Source organism: Streptomyces longisporus, assembly GCF_039532765.1.
Lineage (GTDB): Bacteria > Actinomycetota > Actinomycetes > Streptomycetales > Streptomycetaceae > Streptomyces > Streptomyces longisporus.
Genome location: NZ_BAAASG010000015.1, coordinates 212,582 through 238,118, shown reverse-complemented (window position 1 = coordinate 238,118; position 25,537 = coordinate 212,582). Strand labels below are relative to the sequence as shown.

Genomic DNA, 25,537 nt, shown 5'->3' with positions numbered 1-25,537 from the left:
ACCACCACCCTGCCCCCCGGAATCCTTGCCGCGGAGCCGGACTTCGGCCCGCCCTACGAGGTGCCCGTAGAGCCGGTGGACCTCTCGGCCTACTGCCAGGACCTCTTCGGCACCCTGAGCCGCTCCGACCAGCGGCGCTGGGGCGAGGTCTATGTCCGTGGACTGCTCGGCGTGCCCGGCCGCAAGACCCCGGCCCGCATCTCCGAGCAGGTGCTGGGCCGCCGGGCGGTCCAGCAGATCCAGCAGTTCGTCAACCAGAGCCCGTGGCCGTGCGGTCCGGTGCGCAGGCGGCTCGCCGCAGCGCTGAGCCGGGCCTTGCGCTCGGAGGCCTGGTGCGTCGACGAGGTCGTCTTCGCGAAGAACGGCGACCGCTCGGTGGGTGTGGCCCGGCAGTACGCGCCCTCGCTGGAGCGCACCGTCAACTGCCAGCTGGCGCTGGCCACTTCGCTGGTCGGCCGGCACGGCGGGGTCCCGGTCAGCTGGCGGCTGATGCTGCCGGCCCGCTGGGACCGCGACGAGCGGCTGCGCACCCAGGCGCATCTGCCGCCCCAGGAGCGCTCCCGGCCACGCTGGCGGTACATCCTGGAGGCCGTCGACGAGATGCTGGAGGAGTGGTATCTGGAGCCGCTTCCGGTGCTGGTGGACTGGCGCGGTGAGGCCGATGTGGCGCCGCTGCTGCGTGGGCTCGAGGCGCGCGGGCTGGCGTATCTGGTCGAGGCCTCGCCCAGCACCGCGGTCACCCTGCCCAGGCCGTGCGCCGGATCCCCGTACGGCAGTGGGACGTTGACGGAGCTCGCCGTGCACGCCGTCCAGCACCGCAAGCGGATGCCGATCGCATGGCAGGACCGGACGACGGCCCGGATGCGGCAGTCCCAGGTCCTGTCCGCGCCGGCCCTGTTGCTGACCGAGGCGCCCCACGGCGGGGGTGCGGGCGCCCGGTCCGCGGGGGCGCAGCCGCCGCAGCGGCCGAGGCATCTGGTCACCGACTGGCCGTACGGCCGGCCCACCCCGCGCACGTACTGGCTGACCAATCTGCCCGGGCGCAGGCTGTCGGACGTGTTGCCGCTGGCGCAGCTGCGGGCGCTGTCGGGCGAGAGCCTCGCCCGGCTCCAGCAGGACTTCGGGCTCGCCGACTTCGAGGGCCGGTCCTTCCGCGGCTGGCACCATCACGTCACGCTCGCCTCGGTGGCGATGGGCTACGACACGCTGAACCGGCCCTACCGCTGCCAGCCGACCGCGGTGAAGTCGATGTCGCCGAGGCCGGGCACGCCGTAGTTGGCGAGGCCCTTCCTGACCGCGAGCACCTGCGGGCGCTGGTAGAGCAGGACGTCGTGGCCCAGCTGCCAGATCAGGCGGTCGGCCTGGTTGTAGAGCTGGTCGCGGCGTCCTGCGTCCAGGGTGTGCACGGCGCGGCCGAGCAGGGCGTCGATCTCGGGGCTGGAAATCCTGCCGTAGTTCTCGTAGAACCGGCCGTCGCTCGGCCGCCGGTAGACGGGGTACAGGGTGCTGGGATACGTCAGGCCTGTGAATCGGAAGATCGCCAGGTCGAAATTCCCGCGGTTCAGGTACTTGGGGAGGTAGTCGTCGGCCGGGACTTTCTGGATCTCCACCGCAATTCCCACGCGCTGGAGCATCTGCTGGATCAGCTGGGAGAGGTCGAGACCAAGTCGGTTGGTGGACTGGCTGAGGACGAAACGCAGACGCAACTCCTGCCCGTTCTTGTTGCGGGTGCCGCCTGCGCCCGTGCGGTGCCATCCCTGCTGATCGAGAATTCGCTCGGCGGCCATCGGGTCGTAGGTGCCGAGGGAAGCGGAATTGTCGGCGTATCCGGGCTGGTTGGTCATGAAGAAGTGGTTGCCGAGCAGGGGCACCCCGACCGGCAGGCCGGTGCCCGCCACCTCGGCGAGGGCATGGCGGTCGATGGCCCGCAGCAGGGCCCGGCGCACCTGGACGTCCGCGAGGGGGCCCGCGGCGCCGTTCAGGGCGACCTGGACGTCGTCCCAGGCGGAGCCGGTGCGGATGTCCGTGTCGCCGGCGTGCTTGAGCCGGTCGTAGACGTCGGCGGAGGCGGCGTTGACGGCGTCGATCTCGCCGTTGAGGAAGGCCTGGACGGCGGTCGTGGGGTCGAGGGTGCGGAGGACGACCCGGTCGAGGCGGGGGCGGGTTCCCCACCAGGCGGGGTCGGGTACGAGGGTGAGGGTCTGGCCGGTGTCGTCCAGCGAACCGATCCTGAAGGCTCCGGCGGTGATCGGCGCCTTGCCCTGCCAACCGGTGTTGAACTCCGCCGGGTTGCCGAAGCCGGCGGCCGGGTACAGCGGCGTGAACAGCCGCTGCCATTCGGCGAAGGGTCGCTTGAAGGTGACCTTCACCTCGTGCGCGTCCGCCCCCTGACGTACCGAGGCGATGTCCTCGTAGCCGCTCGGATCGGCGATCCGGTACCGCGCGTCGCCTCTGCCCAGCGCACGCCACTGGGCCGCGAAGTCCCGCCAGCCAAGGGGCTTTCCGTCGGACCACTTCGCTTCCGGGTTGAGGCGGTAGGTGACCGTCTGGGGGGTCGTGGAGTTGACGGAGGCGGAGCGCAGGTAGTCGGGCACGCGCTGGGGAGCGCCTTCGGCGTCGCGGGTGAACAGGCGCGGTTCGAGCATGCTGACCACCGTGAAGACGTCGTCCAGGGTGCCGTCCGCCTGGTAGTAGTTGAACTGCGTCAGCCACTGGTAGATCGGCAGGGTCAGGGTGCCGCCCTGTTTGAGTTCGCTCGCCGGGCGGGGGTTGACGTCGGTGCGGCCGTAGGCGGGAACCGCCGCGCTGGAGCTGCTGGTGCCGGAGGCGGCGCGGCCGTGGGCCCCGGTGCAGCCGCCCAGCACCGCACAGAGCGCGATCCAGACCAGCGCGGGCCACCACCGTCTGCCGCGTATGCGGAATCCCGTCATTGCGATGCCCTCTCCCCCATGTGAAGTTACCTTCGGCGAGCAGTCTGCCGTAAGAAAGCGCAAACACGTCTTCAGGGGGCGGCGGCGAGCTTAACATTGGCCCATGTCAAGCACATGAAGCCGACGGGTTGCCGAGGAGTCCGACACCCGATGCTCGCATTGTTGGCAAAACGTCTGACGAACTGCCTGATATTGCTTCTTGCTTCAACGTTTCTCTGCTATTTGATTTCCTCCGCGGCGCTCGATCCGCGGTCCTACTTCGAGGACCGGACGCCCCGGCCGCCGGCCGCCGTGGTCGATGCGCGGCTCGCCGAAATCGGGCTCGACGGCGGCACTCCGGTCACCGACCGGTTCGGCCACTGGGCGTGGCGGGCTCTGCACGGGGATCTCGGCCGCACGCTCGACGGCACGTCGGTGGACGCCGAGTTCGGCCGGCGGGCGGGGGTCACCGCGCGGCTGCTGATCGTCGGGACGGTCGTGGGCACGGTGCTGGGGGTGCTGGCCGGGGTGTGGGCGGCGGTGCGGCGGGGACGGCTGCCCGACAGGGCGCTGACGCTGTTCTCCTTCGCGGTGCTGTCGGTGCCGCCGTTCGTGCTGGGGCTGCTGCTGCAGGCGGGTGCGCTCACGCTCAATGACGCGGCGGGCCGCACGGTGATCCGGTACACCGGCGAGCGGACGCCCGCTCTGCAGGGCGGCGCGGCAGCCCAACTCCGCGATGCCGCAGTGCACTTGGCGCTGCCGACCATCTCTGTCGCCTTGGGGGCGATCGCCGCGTACAGCCGCTATCAGCGGGGGGCCACGCTGGACGTCCTCGCCTCGGACCATCTGCGCACCGCCCGGGCCAAGGGGCTCACCCCCGGGCGCGCGCTGCTCCGGCACGGCCTGCGGACCTCGCTGATCCCTCTGACGGCGTTCTTCTCCTTCGGATTCCTGACCCTGTTCACGGGCGCCGTCTTCACGGAGAAGATCTACGGCTGGCACGGCATGGGCAGTTGGTTCATCGAGTCCGTGCAGAGGGGCGATGTGAACGCGGCCATGGCGGTCGAGGTGTTCAGCGGCGCGCTCGTCCTGCTGGCCGGCCTGGTCGCCGATCTGCTGCACAGCGCGCTCGATCCGCGGGTGCGGTACGCGTGAGATCCGCGCGGGGGGCGGCGGTACGGCGGCGGCTGGTCCGCTCGCCGGGCGCGGTGGCGGGTGGGGCCCTCCTGCTCGGTCTGTTCCTGTTCGCCTTCGCCGGACCGCATCTGTCCGGGTGGGGTTACGCCGACATCGACTACTCGGCGCTGCACCGGCCGCCGGACGCCCGGCACTGGCTCGGCACCAACCGGATCGGTCAGGACGTCTATGCGCAGTGCGCCCGGGGTCTGCAGAAGTCGCTGCTCATCGGGGCGCTGGCGGCGGGCTTCTCGACGGGGCTCGCCGCGGTCGTGGGGGTCTGCGCGGGGTACTTCGGGGGCTGGGCGGACCGGGCGCTGATGCTTCTGGTGGACCTGATGCTGGTGGTGCCGGCGTTCCTGGTCCTGGTGGTGGTGGCGCCGCGGCTGCGGGCCCTCGGCTGGCTCGCGTACGCCGGGCTGATCGCCGCGTTCGGCTGGATGGTCACGGCGCGGGCGGTGCGGGCCATGACCCGTTCTCTGAAGGAGCGTCAGTTCGTGCTGGTGGCCCGGCACATGGGGGTCGGGCCGGCCATGGTCATCCGGCGGCACATCCTCCCCCACATGGCGTCCTTCCTCGTCACCGACGCGACGGTTGCGGTGGCCGGGGCCGTCATCAGCGAGACCGGACTGTCCTACTTCGGCTTCGGGGTGCAGCCGCCCGACGTGTCCCTCGGCACGCTGATCGCGGATGCCGCGGATGTCCCGACGACGTATCCGTGGATGTTCTCCTTCCCGGCGGGGCTGCTGGTGCTGCTCGTGCTGGCGTTCCACCTCATCGGGGATGCGTTGCGGGCTGCGCTGGATCCCGAGGCGGATGCGGTGGTGGTGGGCGGGGAAACGGGGAGCCGGGTGTGACGGGCGAGGTGGTGCTCGACGTGCGGGGGCTGCGGGTCGGGCGGGCGGGGGGCCGCCGGTCGGCCGGGGTGCCGCTGGTGCACGGTGTGGATCTCCGGTTGTGCCGGGGGGAGGTCCTCGGACTGGTCGGCGAGTCGGGGGCGGGGAAGAGCCTCACCGCGCTGGCGCTGCTCGGTCTGTGCCCGCCCGGGGTGGAGGTGAGCGGTTCGGTGCGGCTGCTCGGGCGGGAACTGGTCGGGCTGCCCGTGCGCGAACTCGCCCGGGTGCGGGGGCGGCACATCGCCATGGTGTTCCAGGACGCCCTGAGCGCGTTCACCCCCGTGCAGCGGGTGGGCGACCAGATCGGCGAGGTGCTGCGCATCCATCAACGCCCCCGCCCGGGGCGGGAGTCGGCGCTGCGGGCCGCGACCGAGCTCCTGGAGGCGCTCGGGGTGCCGGAGCCGGACCGGGCCGCCCGCTCCTACCCGCACCAGTTGTCGGGCGGGATGCGGCAGCGGGCCATGATCGCCATGGCGATGGCGGGGCGCCCCGAGGTGATCGTGGCCGACGAACCCACCAGTGCCCTGGACGTCACCGTGCGGGCCCAGGTGCTCGAGGCACTGACGACGGCACGGCGGGCCACGGGCGCGGCACTGCTGCTGGTCAGCCACGACCTGGGGGTGGTGGCGGGGACGGCGGACCGGGTCGCGGTGATGTACGCCGGGCGGATCGTGGAGAGCGCCGGCGTCGACGCGCTCTTCGCGCAGCCCCGGATGCCGTACACCAAGGGACTGATCGGGTCCGTGCCCCGCGTCGACGGGGGGACTCCGCCCACCCCCGTGCCGGGCGAGCCGCCGGCCGCGGGTGGCAGCGGACCGGGCTGCGCCTTCGCCCCGCGGTGTCCGCTCGTCGAGCACGAGTGCCGGGAGCGGATGCCCGAACTCACGGGAGAGGCCAGGCATATGGCCGCCTGCCACCGGGGCGACGAGGCGGTGAAGCGCAGCTCCGTCGAGCTGTTTCCGCCGTCGATGTACCGGAGGAGGCCCGCGGGAGGGCCCGCGCCGGAGCCGGTTCTGAGGATCACCGGGCTCGCCAAGTCCTATCCCGTGCCCGGCGCATTCGGGCCATGGAACCCGTCGAGCCCCTGGTCCCTGCGGCGGGGGCGACGGACGGCGGCCGAACGTGTCGTGCGCGCCGTGGAGTCGGTCGATCTGGAGGTGCGCCGGGGCGAGACCGTGGGGCTCGTGGGAGAGTCCGGGGCCGGGAAGTCCACCACGCTGCTCGAAGTGGTCTCCCTGGCGGTTCCGCAGAGCGGGACGATCGAGATTCTCGGGCAGGACACCTCGTCGTTGTCGCGCGAGGCGGCCCGGCGGCTGCGCAGTGCGGTGCAGATCGTGCCCCAGGACCCGATGTCGAGCCTGGATCCGCGGATGCCCGTGGGTGACATCGTCGCCGAGCCGCTGTGGGTGCAACGGTTGCCGGCCGACCGAGTGGCCGCGCGGGTGGCGGAGGTGCTGCGGCTCGTCGGGCTCGGCCCTCAGGACCTGTCCGCCTGTCCGCACCGGTTCTCCGGCGGCCAGCGGCAGCGGATCGCCATCGCGCGGGCCCTGGCCGCCCGGCCGCGGCTACTGCTGCTGGACGAGCCGCTGTCCGCGCTCGACGTGTCCGTGGGGGCGGGGATCCTCGATCTGCTGCGCAGGCTGAGGGAGGATCCCGGCCCGTCCTGTCTGTTCGTCTCGCACGACCTGGCCGTGGTGCGACAACTGGCCGACCGGGTCGCGGTCATGCACGCCGGTCGCGTCGTCGAGACCGGCGAGGTCCAGGAGGTGTTCGAGCGGCCTGCCCACCCGTACACCAGGGCGCTGCTCGACGCGGTGCCGGTGCCTGATCCCGCGTTGCAGCGGACACGTACGGCCGTTGTCCTACGGGGTGATCCGTCGACGGTCGACGCGTACGCGGCGGGATGCCGGTTCCGGACACGCTGCCCCGTGTTCGCTTCACTTCGACGGGAGGAACAGCACAGGTGTGAACGGGAAATCCCGGCGACCCTGAAGACGGCTGTGGGGGGTGGCCGTTCAGTCGCCTGTCATTTTCCGCTCACGGACCCTCGGGGCGTATCCGGGTAGGGCTCCCATTACGCAGCCGGACGGGGTGCGCCGGCCGGTTCAGCAGCAGCCGCCGCCCGCCGGGCCGTTTTCCTTTGCGGGCACGACCGTCTGCACGGACGCCCCTCCTTCTGCGAGGAAGGTCCCACCGCCGACCAGTCCGGCGACGAACAGCACAGCCACAATTATTGCGGCGAGTTTGTGAATCACTCCTTTTCTCCATTCCCCCTAGAGGTTTTTATTTACGATGAGAGTCAATCGAACATTACATCGGCAGTCAAGTGCATTTCAGCAAAATGGGGATTGTATTGGCATTTTTGGAATCGGAATTTCCGTGTCCTGTTCGCACACACGACAACCACAAGCGGAGCAGGGTGTTTTCGGCCGCTCCAGGCCACAGCCGGGTCAAGCCCATTGGCGTGGCCCAGTCATGCTGGTATTGTGATCTATGACATCTCAAGTCATGTGCTCACCCCTGGGAAGCCAAATGGATCAAACAGAAAGCGCATCTCCGGTCGAGTTGGGCAGGCGCATCCGGACCCTCCGCGTCAAACTCGGGCTGAAGCAGCAGGATCTGGCCTCCTCGGATATCTCGGCGAGCTACATCTCCCTCATCGAATCAGGGAAAAGGGCTCCCTCGGATGCGGTGCTCTCCGCTCTCGCCACGAAACTGGGGTGCTCGCCGGACCATCTGCGCACCGGTCGCGACGACCACGCCCTGGAGGACACCAGGCTGAAGCTCTCTTTCGCCGAAATGGCGCTGCGGAACGGCGACAACGGCGAGGCCCTGCAGGCCTTCGGTGAACTCCTCGCCAAACCGGCCCTGCTGGACCCGCACATGCGGCTGCGCGCCCGCATCGGCCAGGCGACCTCGCTGGAGAAGCTCGACCGGATCGAGGCGGCCATCCCCGTGCTGGAGGAGCTGAGCAAGGACCCGTCTCTCGCGGCCGGCTCCGACGAGTGGTGCCGTGTGCAGGTCGCCCTCAGCCGCTGCTACCGCAACATGGGCGACATCACCCTCGGCATCGAGATCGGCGAGCGGGCCATGGCCAGGCTGGACGCGCTCGGTCTGGACGTCACCGTGGACCACATCCAGGTCGGTGCGACGCTCATCGGGTCGTACCTCATGCGCGGTGACATCACCCGCGCCCACCTTCTCGCCCAGAAGCTCGTCCCGGTGGCGGAGGACCACGGCGGACGCGCCGGCCGTGGCGCGGTGTACTGGAACGCGGGGCTGGTCGCCCTCTCCCGGCGGCAGCTTCCCGAGGCTCTCGCGCTGACCGAGCGGGCCCTGGCGATGATGGCCGACGACGACAACCTGCGGCATGTGGCGATGCTCAAGATGACGGTGGCCTGGCTGGAGCTGCAGTCCGAGGTGCCCGACCCCGCCCGGGCGCTGGAACTCCTTCAGGACGCGGGCCAGACGCTCGCGGAGCTCGGCACCGCCGTGGAGCAGGCCAGGTGCGAGATCTGTCTGATCGACGCGAACACCCAGCTCGGCCGGTGGGACGAGGCCGTCTCCCACGCCCGGCGCGCCCTCGGACTGCTCAGCTCGGGCCCGCGCGTCGAGGCGGTCGGGGCACGCGTCAGGATCGCCGAGATCCATCTGCTGCGCGGGGAGACGGAGGAGGGCCTGCAGGGCCTGCACGCGGCGACCCGCCAGCTCAGGCATTTCGCGGCGTCCTACGAGACCGCGCAGGAATGGCGCCACCTCGGTGACGTGTGGAAGCGCCAGGGCCGCGCGAAGGAGGCCCTGGACGCCTACGACCAGGCGCTGCAGGCCTCCGGGATGCCCACGACCTACGATCCCGCACAGGCCCTGACCGGCCAGCAGCAGCACCAGAGCTGACCGGCCTGCTCGGCGCGTTCCCCCGTGAGTGTTCATCAGCTCACCGCGCCCACAAGCCGGTGCCGGCGCTTCTCGTACCGTGTGCGGCGAGCAGGTCGATGATGGTGCGGGCGAACAGATGGCAGTGCTCGCCGGTGCGGGCGGTGACGAGGTCGTCGTCGACGACGACGTCCTGGTCGACGTAGCTGCCGCCCATGTTGCGCAGATCGCCCAGCAGGTTGTTGTGGACCACGGCGCGCCGGCCGCGGACCAGTCCCGGCACCGGGGCCGCGAGCCACATGCCGTGGCAGATGACGCCCTTGAGGATGGCGGGGTCGGCGAACGCGCGGCGCAGAAACGTTGCGGCGGGCGGGAGCCGGTCCGGGTCCTCGGTGTAGCGCAGCCGGTCGGCGACCATGCCGGAGGGGACGATGACCGCGCTGAACTCCTTCAGCGCGAACTCGTCGACGTCCTCGAAGGATTCGGTGACCGTGAACGGCATCCGGTGCTCGTGTCCCTGGAAGGTCATCTCCTTCTCGCCCCACAGCCGGGACAGGAAGTGGACCTCGGCACCCTCCTCGGGGAAGCGGCGCGCGTAGTAGAGGATCTCGGGTTCGTAGAAGTCGCTCTCCATCAGTACGGCGATCTTGTGACCCGTCAGTCCCACCGTTACCGTCCCCTCCCCCGTTCGGTGACCAGGTCGATCAGGAACGGGCCGCGGTGCGACAGCGCCTCGTCGACTGCCGCCGCCACCTGGCCCGGCTTCTCCACGCGCAGCGCGGGCACGCCCAGGGACCTCGACAGGGCGACGAAGTCGATGGCCGGCCGGGAGAGGTCGAAGATCCCCGGGTGCGCGTGCTCCGGGATCCCCTGTTCCTTCCAGTACTGGTCGATGTTGAGTTCGAGCAGCCGGTAGCTGCTGTTGTTGCAGACAACGAACTTGGCGCCGATGTCGTGCCGGGCCGCCGTCCACAGCGCCTGGAAGGTGTACATGCTGCCGCCGTCGCCGGTGAAGCCGACCACCGTGGCCTCGGGGCGGGCGAGCTGGGCGCCGAGCGCGCCGGGGATGCCGACGCCGAGGGAGCCGCCGCGGGTCTGGTGCCAGCGGCCGGGCCCGTCCGCCGGGAGCGGCCCGAAGAGGTCCGGGGATGCGGTGAGGGACTCGTCGAACAGGACGACGTCCTCCGGGAGCCGGGCCGCCAGCTCCTCGGCGAAGGCGATGTGCGGGAGCTCCACCGCGTCGGCGCGCTCACGGGCGCCGCGGGCGGCGGCCGTCCGGGCCTCGGCCCGCTCGGCGGCGCCTCGTCGCAGCCGGTCCCGGGCCGCCGTACGGTCCTCGCGGCTCATCCTGGCCTCGATCGCGTCGGCGAGCAGCGCGAGTGACCGCTTGGGGTCGGCGACCAGGCCGAGGTCGACGGGGAAGTTCTTGGCGATCGCGTCGGTGTCCAGGTCGATGTGGACCACCGGCACGCCCTCGCCGAAGACGCCCTCCAGAGCCGGGAAGACTTCGGGCAGCGCATAGGTGCCGCACAGCAGCACGGCGTCCGCCGCCCCGGTGACACGTCGGCTGCTCTCACCGAACATGTGACCCAACTGGCCCGCGTAGGCCGGGTGTTGGACGGACAGGTTGACCTCGGCCCAGTCGGCGCCCCACACCTGCGCGCCCCACACCGAGGCCAGCCTGCCCAGTTCCTCCTGCGCACCCGAGAAGTGGATCCCGTCGCCCGCGATCACGATCGGTTTGCGCGCCCCGGCCAGCAGCTCCGCCGCCCGCGCCAGCGACTGCGGATCTGGTGCGGAGGCGGTGTCGGGGTAGGAGACCGGCACCGCCTCCTCGCGCGTGGGCCGGTCCATCACATCGGCGGGCAGCACGACGAGGACCGGCCCGTACGGCGGGGTGCCGGCCACCTTGAACGCACGGCGCAGCACCCGCAGCGTGGAGTCGGGGTCCACGACCCGCGTCGCCCACTTGGTCACCGGCTCGGCCATGGCCACCAGGTCGGCGGCCATCTGCGCCTCCATCGCCTCGTAGCGCAGGCCGGCCTCGCCGACCACGACGACGAGCGGGGCGTGGCCGCGCTTGGCCTGGTAGAGCATGCCGATGCCGTTGCCGAGGCCCACCCCGGAGTGCAGCTGCATCACGGCCGGGCGGCGGGTGGCGCGGGCGTAGCCGTCCGCCATGCCGACGGCGACGGCCTCCTGCAGGGTCAGCACGTACTGGATGCCGGGGAAGTGGCGCAGCTCGTCCAGGAAGCCCTGCTCGACGGTGCCGGGGTTGCCGAACATGTACGGCACCCCCTCGACGGCGAGCTGTTCGAGGAACGCCGCCCGGGCCGGCCTGCTGTCCATGGTGGTACCGCCTCTCGTGGGGATCGGTGGCTACGACTGGCCGGCGGCCCTGAAGCCCCACCGGCGCAGACCCTGGTCGAGCACCTCGACCGTCTTCTGGCCGGTGAGGTAGGAGTCGGGCGTCGAACGCCCGGTGATGAACGGGTAGTCGACGATCACCGAGGTGGTCTTGCCGAAGTTGCCGTGGTAGGCGCCGCCGGGGGCGGTCGCGTCGCGCAGGATGTACTCCAGCGGGTACGGCGGCGGACCCATGTTGAAGTCGGTGCCGACGAACCCGGTGCCGTCGAGGTAGTCGTACTCGATGCAGTGCCCGGTGACGTGCTTGCCGCGGATGATGCTCTCGCGGTCCTCCTGGTCGCGGGCGAAGGCCAGGCAGGCCACGCCGTAGCATTCGGCGGCGATCGGGCGGTCCAGGTGGTGGAAGGCGAGGATCAGGTCGTGGACGCGCCAGTTGTTGGCGAGGTCGACGATCGGGCCGCTGCCGCCCACGATGAGGAGGGCGTCGTAGCGGTCGGCGATCTGGTCGCGGACCTTTTCCACGCGGCTGTTGTACGCCTCCCAGTCGCGCAGGAAGTACGGCTTCGAACGGTAGGGCCGGTCGGGCAGCCAGGAGGACAGGTCGAGGGGGTTGTCGAGGCGGTCGGAGGCCTCGACGGCCTTGACCTTCGCCGCCATCTCCGGCGTCGTGACGGAGCGGCCGAGCGGCGGGTCGACGTAGTCGGGGTCCATGCTCGGAGGCAGCGCCACGGGCCGCTTGCCGGTCGGGGTGGCGAAAGTGAGGTGGTATCCCGCCTTGTCGAAGGTCTCCAGGGGGCCGATCAGTTCCTCGCCCCAATAGCCGTACTCGGACAGGACGACGAGGATGCGCCTGCTCATGAGGTTCCTCTCGGTCGGCTCGGTCGGTGTTCGCTCCGGACACGTGAACTGCCGAACTCATGTCTAGTTTTCCGGCTTTGGCCGGTACCAGGAGGGAGGGCTCCGGGTGGCGCACATCCCCAAGTGGCAGACCGCACTACGGCAAATCGGGCCGTGGCCGGGGCTGTTGTCCCATGCGCAACGAAGGACGCCCCCCGCTCTGGGCGGAGGGCGTCCGGGGTCGGTCCTCGGGGTCAGAGGCGGAACAGTCCCGGGTCGGCGACCACGACGTCCAGGAGGACCGGGCCGTCGGCCGTCAGGGCGCTGCGGAGGGACTCGCGCAGGTGCTCCGGGGTCTCGACGCGCTCGCCGCGCACACCGAAGCCGCGGGCCAGCTGGGCCATGTCGACGCCGCTGAGGTCCCAGCCCTTCTGCCAGGACTTCTGGTCCTGGAGGTAGTACTTGAGGGACAGATAGCCGGAGTTGTCGGGAATGACGAAGGTGACGGGCAGCCGGTGCTGGGCCGCGGTCCACAGGGCGTGCAGGGTGTACTGCGCCGAGCCTTCGCCGACCACGACGACGGCACGCTTCTCCGGGTGCGCGAGGGCGTAGCCGACGGCGCCGGCGAAGGGGAAGCCGAGGGCGCCGCTGGCCGTGGCGAAGTAGCCGTTGTCGGCGCCGAGGGGTATCTGCTCGTGGAAGTCGGCGCGGGCGATGGGGAGTTCCTCGAACAGCTGGGCGTCCTCGGGGAGTTCCTGGGAGAGGACGTGGAAGAGGTACGCCTGGGTGAGCGGTGTCGAGGGTTCGGGGACCGCCACCGGTTCGCGCACCGGGGCGAGTTCGACCCGCTCGCGCTGCTCCACCAGCGGCACCAGCCCCTTCACGACCGCGCCGGGCGGGGCCACGAAGCCGGTGTTCGCCAGGGTGGCCGCGGCGGCCTGCGGGTTGTCCGTGACGTGCAGGAACCGTACGTCCGGGGTGAGTTGGGGCCGAGGCGTCCTGTCCAGGTCCGCGGGTGCCGTCGAGAACAGGTCCCAGGCGGTGAAGAGCGTGAACGCGGGGCCGCCGAGGACGACGACCACGTCGTGCTGCTCGCCGAGCCGCTGGTTGACCAGTTCCGGGATGGGCGGCAGTACGCCGGCGAACAGGGGGTGGTTCTCCGGGAACGCGCCGCGGTTCCACACCGGGGCGCCCCACACGCGCGCGTTCAGCTTCTCGGCCAGCGCGATCAGGTCGCCGCGCGCGCCCTGCGCGTCCACCGGACCGCCGGCCACCAGACCGGGCCGCTCGGCGCCGTTGAGCGCCTCGGCCATCCGGGCGAGGACCGCCGGATCGGGTACGACGGCGCTCTCCACCTCGGCGATCCGCACCGGCTCCGGATCGGCCGGGCGGACCCAGTCGTCCTCGGGGACGGCCACGAACACCGGGCCCTGGGGGGCCTGTTTGGCGATCTGGTAGGCCTGGGCGATCAGCGCGGGCACGTCCTGCGGACGCCCGGGTTCGCCGGCCCACTTGATGTACGGCTTGGGCAGCTGGGTGGCGTCCTTGGCGACGAGGAAGGGGTCACCGAGGAGCATCTTGCGGGCCTGCTGCCCTCCGAGGATGACCATCGGCGTGTTCGCCGCGGCCGCCGTGTAGACGCTGCCCATGGCGTTGCCGAGGCCCGGTCCGCCGTTGATGAGGACGAGGGCCGGTTCGCCCGTGCCCTGGGCGTAGCCGTCGGCCATGCCGACGACCGCGGCCTCCTGGAGGCCCATGACGAAGCGGAACTCGTCCTCGGGCCAGTACTCGAACAGCTTCATCTCGGTGTGGCTGGGGTTGCTGAAGACGGTCGTCAGACCTAAGGCGCGCAGGACGTCGAGGGTCGCGTCCCGCACGGTGCGGGCGGTGCTCGCCGCTTCGGTCATGGTGATCAGGCTCCTGAGTCGTTACGGGTCGGTTCGAGCGCTGCCACCGCGCTGAAGACGTGGTCCGGGTCGTAGCGTTCCTTGGTCTTCAGCAGCCGTGCGGCGCCCGGGCCGAACGCGGCCGCGGCGCGCCGGCTCTCCTGGGGGCCGAGCAGATTGGGGTAGCCGCCGGGCAGCGCGTGCTCCGCGAACGCGGTGGACACCTCGCGCGCCCAGCGCCGGTGCGGCGCGGCCCGTTCGGTGCCCTCCCAGGCCGCGGCGATCTCGACGAGCAGATGGTCCCGGCGCAGTGCGAAGGCGGTGTCCGCGGCCGGTACACGGGTGGCGGCGCCGTGGAAGTGGTGGATGTACATGCCGGAGTACGGCGAGGTCGCGCCCGCCGCGGCTTCGACGATCAACTCGATGGCGGTGTCGGTGAGTTCGGGCAGCCATCGGGTGCCCATCTCGTTGTGCCGGCCGTCGACGACGACCGGGTCGAACATGCCGAGGACGCCCGCGTACTCCTGGGGACAGACCTGTCCGGCCAGGGGTGTGCCGAGGGCGGTGAAGCGGTCGATGACCGGGCGGCCCCGGGCGATGTCGCCGCACCACACTGGCAGGACGTAGATCAGGGGCTGTCCGTCGGGTCCGCCGAAGAATCCGGTCATGACGGTCAGTTCGTCCGCCGCCGAGGCGATCACCTCGCGGTAGCCGCGCAGCACGGAGGCGGCCTGTGCAAGGGGGTAGAGGATCATGCCGGCGAGGACGGTGCTGATGGGGTGCAGGCGTACCCGCAGTTCGGTGACGACGCCGAAGTTGCCGCCTCCGCCGCGCAGCGCCCAGTACAGGTCGGGGTTCTGCTCGGCGCCGGCGACGACGGGGCGGCCGTCGGCGAGCACGACCCGGGCGGCGACCAGGTTGTCCAGCGCGAGTCCGCACCGGCCGGCGAGCAGTCCGTAGCCGCCGCCGAGGGTGAGGCCCGCGAGGCCGACGGCCTTGACGGTGCCGGTGACGGGGGCGAGCCCGAGGGCCCGTGTCGCCTCGACGAGGTCGCCGGCGCGGGCGCCACCCTGCGCAACGGCGGTGCGGGAGGCCCGGTCGACGGTGACCCGGCGCATCGCCGACAGGTCGATCATCAGGCCGTCGTCCGCGGTCGCCCGGCCCGCCCAGTCGTGGCCGCCGCCGCGGACGGCGAGCGACAGCCGGTGGGTGCGGGCGATACGGACCGCCCAGGTCACGTCGGTCTCGTCGGCGGGCCGGACGATGACCGCGGGCCGTGCGTCGACCGCACCGTTCCACAGGCGCCGCGCCGACTCGTAGGACGGGTCGCCCGGCGTGAGCACGTTCCCCCGCAGGGTGGTGCGCAGTGCGCGTACGGCGGCCGCCGACGCGGGAGTGGTCGTTGAGGGTGCCATGGCTCCCCCTTCTCTTCTTGTCGACAGGTGGGCCGGGCCGGCTCCGGACCCCTCACAGTCCTGGAGCCGGTCCGGCCGGGGAGAAAGCCCGAGGAGAAAGCCCGAGGAGAAAGCCGTGGAGAAGGCCTCAGCTCTCGATCAGCTCGTAGCGGCCGGGCTGTACGGTCTCCAGGTCGACGGCGGCGAGGAAGGCCTGGGTCTCGGGGGCGGCGAAGAAGGCCGCGATGGTGGCTTCGGCGTCCTCGGGGGAGGCCCAGTGGACGGTCACCAGGTACTCGCCGTCCGCGCTGCGGGCGGTCGAGCGGGCCAGAAAGCCGGCGCGGGTCTCCAGGTACTCCTTCTCCATGGTGCGGTTGAGCTGCTGGAACTCGGCGTCGGCGTCGGCGCCGGCCTCGCGCAGCTTGAACCGGATGGTCTCCACAGTGGTCATGTGCTCCACCTCTCTTGGGCGAGACGTGCGTCGAGGGGGCGGTTGAAGACGGGGGTGCCGGGCTGCTGCCGGCGCCCTCCCCCGGCGAGGGAGCCCGTCGGCAGGGGCGCGAAGCCGAGTTCGTCGAGGAGTTCGGTGACGAGCCGGTTGGCCTCGGGGTCGTCGCCCGCGACGAACAGGGCGGTCCGCTCCTCGCGCGGTGCGCCCGGCCGGGCGAGGTCGAGCAGGTACTTGTAGTTGAGGGTGTTGACCGCCTTGACCACGCGGGCGCCGGGCAGATGGGCCGCGATCAGCTCGGACGACGTGGTCCGGTCCGACTCCAGGTCGGGGAACGTGCCGTCCCTGCCGGGCGTGTAGTTGGTGGTGTCCACGACGACCTTCCCGGCGAGCGCGTCGGCCGGCAGGCTCTCGTAGGCGCCGAACGGGATGGCCACCACGACGAGCGGGTCACCGAAGGCGATCGCCTCCTCGGCTCCGACCGCCCGGGCCCGTCCGCCGAGTTCCGCGACCAGCGCCGCGAGGGACTCGGGGCCGCGCCGGTTGGCCACGGCGATCTCGTGTCCGGCGGCGGTGAGCAGCCGGGCGAGGGTGCCGCCGATCTCGCCGCTGCCCAGGATGCCGATCCTCATGTGCGGGTCCTCTCAAGCGCCCGGGCGGTTGTACGCGTACGACTCGTTGGTGTCGGCCTCGTCGGGGACGAACTCGGTGACGACGTCCTTGGCGGCATGGATGTTGACCATGCGGGCCCGGCCGGGGCCGAGGTTGGCGAACTTGTGCGGCGTTCCGGCCGGTACGACGCAGATGTCCTCCGGGGTCGCGTCGACGCTCTCGCCGCCGGCCTCCAGCCGTACCGTGCCCTCGACGATCACGAAGATCTCCTCGTAGGGGTGGGTGTGGCGCGGGGGGCCCGCGTCGGTGGCGACGTCGACGATGAACGCCGAGACACTCAGGCCGGGATGGTCGCTCGCGTTGAGGATGTGGGCGGCCACCTCGCCGTTGATCTGCACGGTGGGCAGGCTGTTCTTCGCGATGATCTGCATGGGTCGGTCCTTGGGGTCCTCAAGTGGGATCGGCGACCGGGTCTGCGACCGGGGACACCGCCTGGACGGGCTCGTCGGCGGCCGGGCGCAGACGCGTCGCGGCCCAGGTCGCGGGCAGCGCCACGACCATGACGATCAGGGCGAGTACGAACACCGAGCCGACGCCGTGGGCCTCCACGGCCCAGCCTCCGGCGGCCGCTCCCCCGGCGATGCCCGCGTTGACGGCGGAGGCGCCGAGGGTGGCGGCGAGGTCGCCGCCGGGACCGGCCAGGGTGATCACCCGCAGCTGGAAGGAGGGCACCAGGCCGAAGCCGACCAGCCCCCACACGGCGAGCGCGACGGCGGTCAGCGCCGGGTTGTCACCGACGTAGTGCAGGGCGGTGAGGATGAGCGCGAGGGCGACATTGGCCGCCACCAGTGTGGTGGCCGCCCCGCGGTCGGCGAACCGGCCGCCGCCGAACACGCCGACGGCGCTGGCGATGCCGTAGACCAGCAGGAACGCGCTGACCGCACCGCCGGAGATGCCGGTGACGTCCTCCAGGTAGGAGGCGAGGTAGGTGAAGGCGGCGAACTGGCCGCCGAGCAGCAGCAGTCCGACGCCCAGCTGGGCCAGCACCCGTGGTGCGAAGGCGTGCCGGACTTGTGAGCCGAGCCCTGTCGGCCCGGTGATGCCGACCCGTGGCACGAAGGCGAGCGTGGCGACCAGGGCCAGCGCGCCGAGGGCGACGATGCCGACGAAGGTGGCCTGCCAGCCGATCGCGTTGCCGACCAGGGTGCCGAGCGGCACGCCGATCACGGTGGAGACGGCGATCCCGCCGAACACCATGGCCACGGCCCGGCCCTGCTGCCCGGCCGGGACGAGGTGTGCGGCGAGCGCCGAGGCGACGCCGATGAACAGGCCGTGGATGGCGCCGGTGATGACGCGCGCCACGATCAGCGCGCCGAAGCTGGTGGTGACCGCGGCGAGCAGGTTCCCGACGAGGAACACGGACAGCGCCGACCACAGCAGCAGATGGCGGCCGAGCCGGATCGTCACGGCGGTCAGCAGGGGGCCGCCGATGCAGATGCCGAGGGCGTAGGCGGTGACCAGCAGACCGGCCGTGCCGACCGAGACGCCGGTGTCCTTGGCGATGAGGTTCAGGATGCCGACGATGACGAGTTCCGCCGTGCCGATGACGAACGCGCCCAGGGCCAGTGTGCCCAGGGCGAGTTGGGTGCGACGCGCCTGGTTGTCGTGCGTGTGCTCAGCGGTGGTCACGTGCTTCGCCTTCCGAACCGATGATCCAGTGCTCCTTGACCGCCATGTGGTGCAGATAGCGGGGCTGTACGAAGGTGACGAGGTCGTCCTTGGCCCTCGCGTACTCCTCGGAGGCCGCGGCCTTCTCCAGGTCCTCGAGGCTGTCGAAGGAGAGCAGGTAGGCGGCGTCGAGGAGGGCCTCGCCGATGGCGTAGGCGCCGTCCCGGGTGAAGCACTGGAGGTATCGGCGCAGGCCCGGTACCTGGAGCATCAGTTCGGCGTGCGCGCCGAGGCTGCGCTCGCGGAACTGCTCCACGGTGGTGCCCTCGGTGCGCTTGACCAGGGCGACGATCTTCACGCCGTCCTCGGGCGCCGGGTGGTCCCCGGCCCGCAGGACGTGTGCGTCGGTGTCGAGGACGACGGTGCGCCAGAAGGCGGCCCACCTGGGCTCGTCGAGCCGGGCGCCCTGAAGGAACTCCGGGGTCTGCAGGGACGCGAGCTGGTCCTCGTCGTTCTCCAGCCAGATCTCCGCGATGCCGCTCCACAGCGGGTCGTCGGGCTCCGGTCCGAAGGGGATGCGGGTGTCGATCAGGTACTTCTTGATCTGCGGGATCTTGCTCGCGTACTGCACCGCGTGGACGTCGACCCAGTAGTCCTGGAACTCCTGCTCGGACATTCCGGGTTTGGGATGGGCGAAGATCAGCTGGTGGATCATGGCGGTCTCCAGGGGAGTCGGTCGGTGGGACGGTTCGGTCAGACCTTGTAGGCCTTCTTCACGTCCTCGGCGAAGCCCAGGTAGTCGCGCAACGGCCAGACCTCCTCGAACTCGAGGTACTCGCGCATCGGCAGCCGGCCGAGGGCGGTGCGGTCCAGTTCCTCGGCGCTCGGGGACTCGATGATCCCGATCACCCGCTTCTGCGCGGCGACCTTCCACAGACCGACGGCGAATCCGGAGTCGAGGGTCTCCTGGGCGTGTTCGGCCTCTTCGCGCTCGATCTCCCAGAGTTCGTCCAGGGAGATCCGTCCCTCGTGGTTCCAGCGCATCTGGACGTAGAACAACATGGGGGTTCCTTAGGGGAGTTGGGGTCACGCCGCCGCGAGTGCCGCGATCCGCCGGGTGATCGGGTCCTCGCCGCCGAAGACCTCGACGGCGAGGTCGAGCGGGGTCTTGCCGTCATGGCCGACCAGGTCGGTGCGGGCGCCGGCGTCGAGCAGGACGGTCACGCAGTCGGCGTAGCCGTGCCACAGGGCGTCGTGCAGCGGGGTGTAGCCGTTGGTGGCGCCCTGGAAGTCGAGGTCGATGCCGGGGTGGGCGACCAGGTCGGCGGTGATGTCGGCGTGGCCGTTGTAGACGGCCTTGTGCAGGGGCACGGCGCCGAAGCAGGGCTCGACGGCGTTGATGTCGGCGCCCGCGCCCAGCAGCAGCCGGACGATCTCGCCGTGGCCGTCGCGGGAGGCGACGAGCAGCGGGGTGTGGGCGTCGTTGAAGCCGTTGAGGAAGGGCGCGCGGGCGTCCACTTCGGCGCCTTCGGCGAGGAGCCGGCGTACCGCCTCGGTGTCTCCGGCGGCGGTGGCGGCCATCAGGGGCTGGGCCTCCACGGCGCTCGCGTCGGCCTCCCGGCGCTCCTTCAGGAGCTGCTCGGCGCGCAGCAGCTTGTCCTTGCCGAAGGTGTTGACGTTCAGTTCGTAGGCGAAGTGCTCCTCGAGCGAGAAGCCGTAGTGAGTGTGGAGCTTGAGGCCCGCGCCCTGGTCGAGGAGGTACTCCACGAGGTCCGGGTACTTGTACCAGAGGGCGTCCATCAGCGGGGTGTGCCCGGTGGTGGGGGCCACCGCGTCCACGAAGGCGCCGGCCTCGACGAGCTGCCGGGTGACGTCCAGGCTGCCGCCCTGGCATGCCTTGTGCAGCGCGGTCGCGCCGGCCCTGGTGTCGGCGGTGTGGACGTCGGCGCCGGACGCGATCAGCGTCTCGGTGGTCGCCGGGTCGGCCTGGCCGGCGGCGATCATCAAGGCGGTGAGCCCGGAGGAGTGCTCGCGCGTGCTCGGGTCGGCGCCCGCGTCGAGCAGCCGCTGGACCTCCTCGGTGGCGCGGCCCCGTACGGCCGCGATGAGAGCGGCGCTCATGCGGCCACCGCCCCGCCCCGGATGGCCCGGATGATCTGTGAGGGGTCGGTGTGGGACTCCCAGCGGACGATCCGGCCGTTGCGGACGGTCAGCCAGTGCGTGAAGATGATCTCGAAGTCGATGCCGGTCTCCTTGACCCGGGAGATCTCGTGGATGATCCCGGCGGCCTTCTCGCCCTCGACGACGAGGTCGAGCAGCTCCTCGGAGATCACCTCGCACTGACCGGCGAACACCCCGACGCTGTCGGCCACTTCGGCGCTGCTGTGCAGGGTGCCGATCCACTTCATGTCGTCGTTGTAGCCGGGCACGGGACGGTAGTTGATCCATTCGACGTCGTCGGCGAGGAGCCCGAGCGCGGCGGGGAACTCGCCGCTCGTCAGGGCGGCGAACCACCGCTTGGCAACGTCCCGGGTCTGCTCGGTGAGGTCGCTCATGTCGTCTCCTTGTGGCCGTTTCGCGGCCTACTGGCTGTCCGGAGGGGTCATGATCTGCTGGTTGCCGTCCGCCCACACCGCGGTCATCACCACGTCGGTGATGCGCCAGCCGGACCCGCCGCGGGCCAGGCCGAAGCGGTAGTGACCGCCGAGCGTCCAGGTCGGGCCGCCATGGTCACCGGGCAGCAGGTGGGTGGCCTGGAAGTGGGCGGTGAGGACCGCCTCGTCCCCGTGCACCTCGGCGATCTGGTTGCCGATCAGGTGCTGGGTGGCCTTCAGATGCCCGAGCCCGGCCCGCCAGTCGGCGATGACCCGGTCGCGGGTGCTGACCACGGGTTCCCCTCCGAAGAGGCTCGTGTAGTCCAAGGTCACCTTCTCCGCGAGCAGGGCCGGCAGGGCCTCCCACTGGCGCAGGTCGACGTGCCACAGCATCCTGGTGCAGGTCTCGGTCACGTCGATCCGGTCTTCGGCGGAAGTCATCGGCAACTCCGTGGGGGCGCGCCCGGTCGGGGCGGGCGTGCTGGACGATCGGTCCCGGCCGACGCTAGTGACGGTGCCCAAGGGGAGGTCCCGGCGCCGTGGCCGCCCGGCACACTCTGCGAGCTCCACCTGGGTACTACGTCAGTTCATTCGAACTGACCGCTCACTTGACGCAGTGTCATCCGCCGTGTGACAGAGTGCCGGAACCTGCGGCGCGGCGCCGCCCGGGCGAGGAGTCGGCTGGGGACGGTGGGACGACCGGATCGACCCACGAGGAGGCACTGATGGTGAACAGCAGCGCACTGCGGACCACGTCCGCAGAGGACGACGGCTGGGGTCTGGTCGGCTGAGCATGCGAATCGGAGCGGTTTTCCCGCAGACGGAGATCGGCGCGGACCCGGGCGCGGTGCGCGCCTGGGCCGAGGCCGTGGAGGAGCTGGGCTTTGGGCACGCAGTCGCCTTCGACCACGTGCTCGGCGCGGGCACCGCCGGCCGCCCCGGCTGGTACGGCTACACCAGCGAAGACCTCTTCCACGAGGTCTTCGTGCTGTTCGGCTATCTCGCCGGGGTCACCCGCACCCTGGAGCTCGCCACCGGGGTCCTGGTGCTGCCACAGCGGCAGACCGCCCTGGTGGCCAAGCAGGCCGCCGAGGTCGACGTGCTCAGCGGCGGCCGGCTGCGGCTGGGCGTGGGCATCGGCTGGAACCGCGTGGAGTACGACACCCTGGGCGCGACGTTCACCGACCGGGGCGCCCGCAGCGCCGAACAGGTCGAGGTACTGCGCGCGCTGTGGGCCGAGCCCACGGTCACCTACCAGGGGCGCTGGCATCGCATCGAGGACGCGGGGATCCTGCCGCGGCCGGTGCGGGGCGGTATCCCCGTGTGGTTCGGGGGGAACGCGGAGGCCGTTCTGCGCCGGGCGGGCGAGCTGGGTGACGGCTGGCTGCCGCAGCGTCCTCCGGACGGGACGGCGCGGGCGATGGTGCGGCGTGTGCGGTCCTATGCCGCCGCGGCCGGGCGTGATCCCGGTGCGATCGGGTTCGAGGCTCGCCTCAAGCTTGCGGAGGTGCCGCGGGGTGAGTGGGCCAGCTTTGTTGCCGGTTGGCGGGAGCTGGGGGCGACGCATCTTTGTTTGAGCACGATGGGTTTGGGTTTGGCGACCGTGGACGATCACGTGCATGTTCTGCGCAGTGCGCTGCTGGAATTGGGGCCATCAGCTTGTGATTGAACCTGCGGGCCGGTGGGGGTTGATCGCGCAGTTCCCCGCGCCCCTTAAAACCCTCAGCGGCCGTATTCCTCTGCCAGGAACCGGATCGACTGGTCCGTGAAGACCCGCATCTCCCTCGTCAGATTTTTTCCCCGACGCCAGGCCAGCTGCGTGAACACCTCGAACGGGATGTCCCAGTCCAGTTTCACGAGCAGGCCGGCGTCCAAGGTGTCCTGCACGCAGGCCGTCGGCAGCAGGCTGATACCGAGGCCCGCCGCCACCCCCCGCTTGATGGACTCGATCGTGCCGAACTCCAGGAACGGCAGCGCCTCCCCCGTTCCGTCGTTCAGTTCGGCCTCGAACAGTTCCCGGTAGGCGCAGCCCGCCTCAGCGGAGATGACCTGGGTGCGGCGGAGTTCCTCCGTGGTCACCTTCGGGAGCTGGGTGAGCGGATGGTCGGGGGCGGCCACCACGGTCAGGGGTTCGGAGCCGAGGACCTCGGTCTGGACGCCCGGGTGCTGTGTCTCGGCCTCCATCAGAAAGCCCATGTCGAACATCCCCTGCCGCAGCGCATGGCAGGTCTCCGCGCACAGGCTCGGGCGCAGCACGATGTGCAGGGCCGGGTAGCGGTGGTGGAAGAACTCCAGCAACGGGGGCATCCGGTAGGACGTGATGCTCTCCATCGAGCCGATGGTCAGTACGCCGGAGGGGTCCCCGGAGCCGACCGTGGCGCCGCGTGCCTCGCCGGCCAGGGCCAGCATCTGCTCGGCGTAGGGCAGCAGCCGCTGGCCCGCCTCGGTGAGCTGGATGCGGCCGCCGAGGCGGTCGAAGAGGTCGACGCCCAGGGACATCTCGAGTCCCTTTATCTGGCTGGTGACACTGGACTGCGCGTACTTCAGTTCCGTCGCCGCCTTCGAGAAACTGAGCAGCGTGGCCACCTTGTGGAACGCCGCCAGCTGCCTGATATCCATGGTGTTCTCCTGCATGGTCCGACAACGGATGGATTTCCTGTTCCAGCGAATCACCGGACGGGTACGGGCGCCATGTCCCGGCGCTGTCCCCTTGGGGACAGGCGACGTCAGCTAGCGGCCAACATCCCCGTTTTCCCGGTCCTCGCGGCCGATTATCAGGCCTGCCTGGAATCGGCTGACCGCCCCCATTTCCTCCATGACGGCGGAGATGTGGCGGCGGCAGGTCCGGGTCGCCATGCCGAGCCTGCGCGCAATGACCTCGTCCTTCAGCCCGAGGGCCATGAGGCGAATGATGGAGTGCCGTACTTCTTCCGCGACTTGCGGGTATTCGGCGGTCTGCTGGTCCACCTCGAAGGGGCGGCCGATCTGCCACACCGACTCGAAGGTGCGGGCCAGATAGCCCACGACCGTCGGTTCGGTGATGACGGCGGCGCCGGGCGGCTGCCGGCCGGTGCGCTCCTTGGGGATGAAGGCGATCCTGCGGTCGTAGATGATGAGCCGCTCGGAGAGTTCGTCGACGGTGCGCACCTCGGCGCCGCGTCGGCTGATCTCCTGGACGTAGGTGCGGGTGGCGAGGCTGGTGCGGGCGGTGTGCTGGTAGAGGGTGCGCACGCGCACGCCTCGGCGCAGCAGTTCCAGGGTGTGTTCCCGGTCGGCCTCGAGGAGCTCGGGCGGGCGTCCGCCGCCGGACTGCAGGCTCATGCGCTCCTGGGTGCAGCCGTAGCGGGCCCGGTCGATCTCGCGGCGCACCTCCTCGACGTCGTCGAGGACGGTGATGGGTACGTCGGCCGGCAAGCCGCCCGGCCGGGCGCGGTAGTCGGCGGCGAGGGAGCGCAACTCCTCGTGGATACGGCCGATTTCGCGTCGGCGCCGGCCGATCTCCACCTCCAGTGGCGTGACCAGTTCGGCCTCGGCGACTTCGGGGTCGAGGGGGACGACGGGGCGCCCGGGGGCGCTCGGGCTGAGCAGGTGCAGGTCCTGGAGGGACTTGCGTATCTCCTCGACCGCGGTGGTGTCCGCACCGAGGGCGGTGGCGATCTCCTCGTCGTCGAAGCGGCCCTTCTGCAGAGCCGTCTCGTAGGCCTTCACCGCGAGGTCGCCGAGAAGAGGAATCTCGTCCGTCAATTCCTCACCTCTCCCAACACACCCGAGCCCCACGAGGTCGGCGCGTCGCCGCGCACTGCTGCTTGCCGTTTCACCCTAGGACGGTTCTCCCGGCCCGAACTCCCGTGCGGCGCCCGTCGGCTTGAGAGCGTTAGGTACGGCACCGCATTCAGTAATGAACGCGTCGGTCCTCGGGCGTGGCCCTGTAACGCACGTTCCACAGGTTGCGGCGGATGTAGGTGCGTTGGAGCCAGCGGTCGCGGCCGTCGTGGTGGGCCCGGAAGGTGGAGCGCGCGTGGACGCCCTTGCGGTTGTTGATCAGCAGGGCCTGGCCGGGTTCCAGCCGTACGGTGTGGGCGACGGACCGGCAGGCTTCCTGCAGGGCGTCGAGGGCGGTCCGGGCACCGCGGGTGAGCGGGCGGGTGCCGTTGGCGGAGACGGTGATCTCCGGGAAGCGGGTGGCGCCACTGAGGATGGGCACCGGCTCGGACAGCACCTCCTGCCCCACGCTGCGGGTGTAGCTGCCGGGGGCGTTGAGCCGGTACAGCGGGCTGCGCAGCGTCTCGACCAGCGGGTCCGGCAGGTGCCGGGACAGGTCGCGGGCGTCGGCGTAGTACGTGTAGGCGTCGTTGCCGGCGGCGCCGCGCAGGCAGTTGAGGACGAGGAAGTCCGGGTTGGCGACGTCGTAGCGGCCGGTGGTGTCGTAGGTGATGTCGCTGTGGAAGTTGAGGAAGACCGCGGAGCCCTGGTTGGTCTGGGCCCGCGCTCCCTCCGGGACCGGGACGACGTCGTGGACGAGCCGGCCGGCCTTCTCGGTGAGCACACCGATCGGCTCGCCCAGCAGTCCGGTCAGGCCGAGCAGCACGCCTTCGGCGACGAAGCTGTTCTTGGCGGCGGACGGTTCGCCGTCGACCGGGGTGGGCGGCAGGTCGGCGTCCAGCGGCAGGTTGCGTACGAGCATCACGCCCGGGGCGTCGTTGTGCCGGCCGAAGTCCATGACCTGCTGGAGGAGTTCGGTGGGCAGGGCGGCGAAGATGCGGTGGTAGCGGGTCAGGGCCCGGTCGACGTCCGTGGTCGGGTCGGGCAGCGGACACAGCTCCGCACCGATGGTGTCGCGCACCTGGTCGGGCAGTTCGAGGTCGGCGAAGGTCAAG

The 25,537-nt window shown here is 70.9% G+C and carries 25 protein-coding genes; 6 read left to right on the top strand and 19 right to left on the bottom strand.

Annotation, left to right across the window (positions count from 1 at the left end; all coding sequences use genetic code 11):
- Positions 1-21: 21 nt before the first annotated feature.
- Positions 22-1,275 (top strand): IS701 family transposase, encoded by a 1,254-nt coding sequence (locus ABD355_RS31815; protein ID WP_425585817.1) that lies wholly within the window; start codon positions 22-24, stop codon positions 1,273-1,275.
- On the opposite strand, the gene ABD355_RS31810 is transcribed toward ABD355_RS31815, so the two are convergent.
- A complete protein-coding gene (locus ABD355_RS31810; protein WP_344404302.1) occupies positions 1,218-2,930 on the bottom strand; it encodes an ABC transporter family substrate-binding protein in 1,713 nt (570 codons plus the stop codon). The genes ABD355_RS31815 and ABD355_RS31810 overlap by 58 nt on opposite strands.
- A gap of 150 nt (positions 2,931-3,080) precedes the next feature.
- On the opposite strand from ABD355_RS31810, the gene ABD355_RS31805 reads away from it, so the two are divergent.
- From ABD355_RS31805 to ABD355_RS31795, 3 genes are read left to right on the top strand one after another with little or no spacing between them, the layout of a single operon-like run.
- Positions 3,081-4,064, top strand: coding sequence for an ABC transporter permease (locus tag ABD355_RS31805; protein ID WP_344404301.1), 984 nt, complete (start codon positions 3,081-3,083; stop codon positions 4,062-4,064).
- On the top strand, positions 4,061-4,942 hold the full coding sequence (locus ABD355_RS31800) for an ABC transporter permease (RefSeq protein ID WP_344404300.1): 882 nt from the start codon (positions 4,061-4,063) through the stop codon (positions 4,940-4,942). The genes ABD355_RS31805 and ABD355_RS31800 overlap by 4 nt, the downstream gene beginning before the upstream one ends.
- Positions 4,939-7,047 carry a dipeptide ABC transporter ATP-binding protein gene (locus ABD355_RS31795; RefSeq protein WP_344404299.1) on the top strand — a complete coding sequence of 703 codons (2,109 nt, stop codon included), beginning with the start codon at positions 4,939-4,941 and terminating at the stop codon, positions 7,045-7,047. The genes ABD355_RS31800 and ABD355_RS31795 overlap by 4 nt, the downstream gene beginning before the upstream one ends.
- A 39-nt stretch (positions 7,048-7,086) precedes the next feature.
- Here the strand turns inward: ABD355_RS31795 and ABD355_RS31790 are convergent, their stop codons facing one another.
- Complete coding sequence (locus tag ABD355_RS31790; protein WP_344404298.1) at positions 7,087-7,236, bottom strand: hypothetical protein; 150 nt, start codon at positions 7,234-7,236, stop codon at positions 7,087-7,089.
- Between the two features lie 277 nt (positions 7,237-7,513).
- Between ABD355_RS31790 and ABD355_RS31785 the strand changes: the two genes are divergently transcribed.
- Positions 7,514-8,875, top strand: coding sequence for a helix-turn-helix domain-containing protein (locus ABD355_RS31785; protein WP_344404297.1), 1,362 nt, complete (start codon positions 7,514-7,516; stop codon positions 8,873-8,875).
- Between the two features lie 40 nt (positions 8,876-8,915).
- Here the strand turns inward: ABD355_RS31785 and ABD355_RS31780 are convergent, their stop codons facing one another.
- The 14 genes from ABD355_RS31780 to ABD355_RS31715 form a co-directional block, all read right to left on the bottom strand.
- Positions 8,916-9,521 (bottom strand): DJ-1/PfpI family protein, encoded by a 606-nt coding sequence (locus ABD355_RS31780; protein WP_344404296.1) that lies wholly within the window; start codon positions 9,519-9,521, stop codon positions 8,916-8,918.
- Positions 9,522-9,523: 2 nt separating this feature from the next.
- The gene (locus ABD355_RS31775; protein ID WP_344404295.1) at positions 9,524-11,203 is read right to left on the bottom strand and encodes a thiamine pyrophosphate-binding protein; all 1,680 of its coding nucleotides are present in this window, start codon (positions 11,201-11,203) and stop codon (positions 9,524-9,526) included.
- A gap of 30 nt (positions 11,204-11,233) precedes the next feature.
- Positions 11,234-12,079: a type 1 glutamine amidotransferase domain-containing protein gene (locus ABD355_RS31770; protein WP_344404294.1), complete on the bottom strand. Its 846-nt coding sequence runs from the start codon at positions 12,077-12,079 to the stop codon at positions 11,234-11,236.
- Between the two features lie 233 nt (positions 12,080-12,312).
- Positions 12,313-13,965, bottom strand: coding sequence for a benzoylformate decarboxylase (gene mdlC / locus ABD355_RS31765; RefSeq protein ID WP_344404293.1), 1,653 nt, complete (start codon positions 13,963-13,965; stop codon positions 12,313-12,315).
- Between the two features lie 5 nt (positions 13,966-13,970).
- Positions 13,971-15,359 carry an FAD-binding oxidoreductase gene (locus ABD355_RS31760; protein WP_344404292.1) on the bottom strand — a complete coding sequence of 463 codons (1,389 nt, stop codon included), beginning with the start codon at positions 15,357-15,359 and terminating at the stop codon, positions 13,971-13,973.
- A gap of 127 nt (positions 15,360-15,486) precedes the next feature.
- On the bottom strand, positions 15,487-15,789 hold the full coding sequence (locus ABD355_RS31755; RefSeq protein WP_344404291.1) for a hypothetical protein: 303 nt from the start codon (positions 15,787-15,789) through the stop codon (positions 15,487-15,489).
- Positions 15,786-16,418 (bottom strand): NADPH-dependent F420 reductase, encoded by a 633-nt coding sequence (locus ABD355_RS31750; protein WP_344404290.1) that lies wholly within the window; start codon positions 16,416-16,418, stop codon positions 15,786-15,788. The genes ABD355_RS31755 and ABD355_RS31750 overlap by 4 nt, the downstream gene beginning before the upstream one ends.
- Positions 16,419-16,430: 12 nt before the next feature.
- Complete coding sequence (locus ABD355_RS31745; protein ID WP_344404289.1) at positions 16,431-16,829, bottom strand: cupin domain-containing protein; 399 nt, start codon at positions 16,827-16,829, stop codon at positions 16,431-16,433.
- Positions 16,830-16,848: 19 nt separating this feature from the next.
- On the bottom strand, positions 16,849-18,087 hold the full coding sequence (locus ABD355_RS31740; protein WP_344404288.1) for an MFS transporter: 1,239 nt from the start codon (positions 18,085-18,087) through the stop codon (positions 16,849-16,851).
- On the bottom strand, positions 18,074-18,781 hold the full coding sequence (locus ABD355_RS31735) for an EthD domain-containing protein (RefSeq protein ID WP_344404286.1): 708 nt from the start codon (positions 18,779-18,781) through the stop codon (positions 18,074-18,076). The genes ABD355_RS31740 and ABD355_RS31735 overlap by 14 nt, the downstream gene beginning before the upstream one ends.
- Before the next feature lie 38 nt (positions 18,782-18,819).
- On the bottom strand, positions 18,820-19,128 hold the full coding sequence (locus ABD355_RS31730) for a muconolactone Delta-isomerase (protein ID WP_030947702.1): 309 nt from the start codon (positions 19,126-19,128) through the stop codon (positions 18,820-18,822).
- 24 nt (positions 19,129-19,152) lie between these two features.
- Complete coding sequence (locus ABD355_RS31725; RefSeq protein WP_344404285.1) at positions 19,153-20,187, bottom strand: ankyrin repeat domain-containing protein; 1,035 nt, start codon at positions 20,185-20,187, stop codon at positions 19,153-19,155.
- Entirely contained in the window at positions 20,184-20,621 is a 438-nt protein-coding gene (locus ABD355_RS31720) for a nuclear transport factor 2 family protein (RefSeq protein ID WP_344404284.1), read from the bottom strand. Before ABD355_RS31720 ends, ABD355_RS31725 begins: the two co-directional genes overlap by 4 nt.
- Positions 20,622-20,648: 27 nt before the next feature.
- Positions 20,649-21,101 (bottom strand): nuclear transport factor 2 family protein, encoded by a 453-nt coding sequence (locus ABD355_RS31715; RefSeq protein WP_344404283.1) that lies wholly within the window; start codon positions 21,099-21,101, stop codon positions 20,649-20,651.
- A gap of 352 nt (positions 21,102-21,453) precedes the next feature.
- Between ABD355_RS31715 and ABD355_RS31710 the strand changes: the two genes are divergently transcribed.
- On the top strand, positions 21,454-22,329 hold the full coding sequence (locus tag ABD355_RS31710) for an LLM class F420-dependent oxidoreductase (protein WP_344404282.1): 876 nt from the start codon (positions 21,454-21,456) through the stop codon (positions 22,327-22,329).
- A gap of 53 nt (positions 22,330-22,382) precedes the next feature.
- Here the strand turns inward: ABD355_RS31710 and ABD355_RS31705 are convergent, their stop codons facing one another.
- The 3 genes from ABD355_RS31705 to ABD355_RS31695 form a co-directional block, all read right to left on the bottom strand.
- Positions 22,383-23,279, bottom strand: a complete 897-nt coding sequence (locus tag ABD355_RS31705) for a LysR family transcriptional regulator (RefSeq protein ID WP_344404280.1) — start codon at positions 23,277-23,279, stop codon at positions 22,383-22,385.
- Between the two features lie 111 nt (positions 23,280-23,390).
- A complete protein-coding gene (locus tag ABD355_RS31700) occupies positions 23,391-24,404 on the bottom strand; it encodes a LuxR C-terminal-related transcriptional regulator (protein ID WP_344404279.1) in 1,014 nt (337 codons plus the stop codon).
- Between the two features lie 148 nt (positions 24,405-24,552).
- Positions 24,553-25,536, bottom strand: a complete 984-nt coding sequence (locus tag ABD355_RS31695; protein ID WP_344404278.1) for a TauD/TfdA family dioxygenase — start codon at positions 25,534-25,536, stop codon at positions 24,553-24,555.
- Position 25,537: the final 1 nt, after the last annotated feature.